The sequence below is a fragment of the Brevundimonas diminuta ATCC 11568 genome (assembly GCF_000204035.1).
GTDB classification, from domain to species: domain Bacteria; phylum Pseudomonadota; class Alphaproteobacteria; order Caulobacterales; family Caulobacteraceae; genus Brevundimonas; species Brevundimonas diminuta.
Genome location: NZ_GL883086.1, coordinates 2600138 through 2603164 on the forward strand (window position 1 = coordinate 2600138; position 3027 = coordinate 2603164).

Here is a 3027-nt window from a genome sequence, read left to right on the forward strand (position 1 = left end):
ACCGGCTTCGGTGTGCGTTCCGCAAATTTTCTGACTGGCCGGTGTGGCTGGGCAACCTTGCGCCCTCGACAACTTGAGGGCATGGAAGTCCGCATAACCTTGGACCGATCCTTGCTCGCGGGGATTCGGTGGCTATCCTGACCGCCTATCCGTCAGGAAACCGAGCCGCGAAAAGCGGTTCACCCAGATGAAAACTCCAATGTCCATATTCGCTTCAGCGCGCCAGCAATGGCTCGCCAATCCTCGACGTGACCTGCTGGCCGGGACCGTCGTGGCGTTGGCTCTTATTCCAGAGGCCATCGCGTTTTCGATTATCGCCGGTGTCGATCCTGCGGTCGGTCTTTACGCCAGCTTCGTCATCGCTGTGACAATCTCATTCGTCGGCGGACGCCCTGCGATGATTTCAGCCGCGACCGGCGCCATGGCCCTTTTGATGGTTACGCTCGTTCGTGACCATGGCCTCGAATACCTCTTCGCCGCCTCGCTTCTGACCGGCGTCTTTCAGATCGGTGTCGGTCTGCTGAAGCTTGGTCGCTACATCAAATTCGTGTCTCGGTCGGTCATGACCGGGTTCGTCAACTCGCTCGCGATCCTGATTTTCCTCGCCCAAATGCCCGAAATTATCGGTGCGAACTGGCAGACTTTTGCTCTGATCGGTGCGGCTCTCGCAATCATCTACGGCTTGCCTCGGCTGACGAAGGTGGTGCCATCGCCATTGGTCGCCATCGTCTTGTTGAGTGCTTTTGTCATTTGGAGCGGCCTCGACGTCCGCACAGTTGGTGACATGGGACAGATGCCTTCCGCCTTGCCGGTCTTTCATATCCCGGCGGTGCCGCTGACGTGGGAGACCTTCATGATCATCGCGCCGATTTCCGCGACGCTCGCGTTCGTGGGCCTCTTGGAAAGTCTGCTGACCGCCAACCTCCTCGACGACATCACTGACACGCCATCCGACAAGGATCGCGAAACGCGCGGGCAGGGTATCGCCAACATCGCATCATCTTTGTTCGGCGGGATGGCTGGTTGCGCGATGATCGGTCAGTCAATCATCAACGTGACAAGCGGCGCGCGCGGTAGGCTATCAACCTTGTGGGCTGGCCTCTTCCTGCTGTTCCTCATTTTGGTTCTTCAAAAATGGGTCGCGCAAATCCCAATGGCTGCGCTCGTTGCGGTTATGATCATGGTTTCCATCGGCACATTCGATTGGGGGTCGATCAGAGGTCTCCGCTCTACGCCGATCCAGTCGTCCATCGTTATGATTGCGACGACCGTCACAGTGGTCGCCACGCACGACCTTTCAAAGGGTGTGGTTCTCGGAGTGCTGCTTTCTGCGATCTTCTTCATGCGGAAGGTCGGTAAAACTATCGTCGTAGAGGCCGTTCCGACCGATGTGGAAGGGTCCCTTCGATACCGTGTGCGAGGCCAGTTATTCTTCGCGTCGTCCGACTTTTTCGCTGCCGCGTTCGAACATCATGGACATCCAAGGCATGTCGAAATCGACATGACGGAAGCCCACCTTTGGGATTTGACCGGGGTCGCTGCGGTAGACAAAGTTGTATTCCGCTACCGTCGCCAAGGCGCGGTCGTCGATATCACTGGCATGAATGAGGCCAGCCAGACGCTGATCGACAAGGTAGGGAAACATGACAAGGGGCACCTACCCCGCGAGGCAGGTGCTCACTGACGGAAGTGATCGACCGGATCGAAACTTGGACGACCTCAACGCTCGAATAGATGCGAAAGGTCGAGGTCTGGATAAGCGATCCGACCCATGGCCTCACAAAGCGTCTGGGCGCGATAGCCTCGCCCATAGGCCGCTGCGGTTTCACCCCCCTCGTTGCCGTTGCCAGAAGACCAGCCTCCGAGGGCGAGAGCGATCTCATGCTCGATGCGAGATTCGCGTAGGGCATCCCGGTAGCAGTGTCGAAATGAGTGAAAGCAAGTCTTCTCTCGGGTCGCGCCAGCGCGCTCAAGAAAGCGTCTGAACCACTTGCTGAATGGGTCGCTGTAGTAGCCAGTGGTGGACTTCTGGAGTTCGGAGAACAGGCGAACGGCGCCAGCCGCTCGCCGCTGCTCGACGAAGGTCATGAACCCAATCTCGATCAGCGTGGGATGGACCGGTATAAACCGCTCGCTGGCGGCGGTCTTCAGGCGTTTGCCGTTGTCGGTGTCGGACGGCCCCTCCGTCACGAAGAAGCAGTCCACGCCATCGAGCCGATGAATGTCCGCGACGTGTAGCTGGCAAATCTCGTTCATCCTCATGCCCGAGAAGAGGGCGATGAGAGGCACCCAGAAACGCCCGCGACGCGGACGCGCATGGCCCGGCGTGGAATATCCGGCCCTGTCGTCAACGCAACCTCGGTAGATCGGCGCGTCGAAGATCAGGCGTAGCTGCTCGGTAGCGAAGGGTAGACGTTTATCCCGCCGCCTCACCCGGTCGATGACCTGAAGCCCCTTGGCTGGGTTCCGTTCGATCCAGCCTTCGTTCTCCGCGAAATTCATCACCGTCCTGAACTTCGTCATGTAGCCGTTCACGGTAGCGGGCGAGAGCGTGCCCGACAGACCTTTCTCCTTGGCCATCTTCGCCGCCGCTATAGGCGATAGCTTTGGGAACCGCTTCTCGGCGTTCGTTGGCAACCAGCGCAGGGTATCGAGCAGATCACGGCATGCCTCGCGATCAAGGGATCGGATGGTTGTCTGCTCCCCCCAGAGACCAACTGTCAGTTCGAGGAGGTAGAGGTAGTGAAGGTCCGTTTTGCGCGCGCGCTGCTTCGCGGGGTCAGACCGAAATAGCTCGAACACTTGGCGCAGCGTCTTGTCGGTTGGCGCAGCCGAAGGTGGTAATGACGGCACCGCTCTCGAAACAAGACGAGAAACGACAGGCGCGGAAACGCCGTGAGTCTCGACCTCGCGCCATTCCGTTTCGAAGGCCGCTGCGACAATCCGGGCTTTGCGGATCGCGTCTGCCCGATATCCCGTTCCCAACGATCTCACGACGTGCGTCTTGCCGACGATCCCAGCCAATGA

2 protein-coding genes and 1 other annotated feature are annotated in these 3027 nt (G+C 59.0%); of the genes, one reads left to right on the forward strand and one right to left on the reverse strand.

What is annotated here, in order from left to right:
* The first annotated feature begins 98 nt into the window (after nt 1-98).
* Nucleotides 99-162 (forward strand) — a sequence feature (sul1 is cis-regulatory element that is thought to sense ions involved in sulfur or methionine metabolism; They are found in Alphaproteobacteria).
* Nucleotides 163-199: 37 nt separating this feature from the next.
* Complete coding sequence (locus BDIM_RS16550; protein WP_003166703.1) at nt 200-1684, forward strand: SulP family inorganic anion transporter; 1485 nt, start codon at nt 200-202, stop codon at nt 1682-1684.
* Nucleotides 1685-1719: 35 nt separating this feature from the next.
* On the opposite strand, the gene BDIM_RS16555 is transcribed toward BDIM_RS16550, so the two are convergent.
* Nucleotides 1720-3027: site-specific integrase (locus BDIM_RS16555; protein WP_169312163.1), on the reverse strand; the 1308-nt coding region annotated here is incomplete at its 5' end.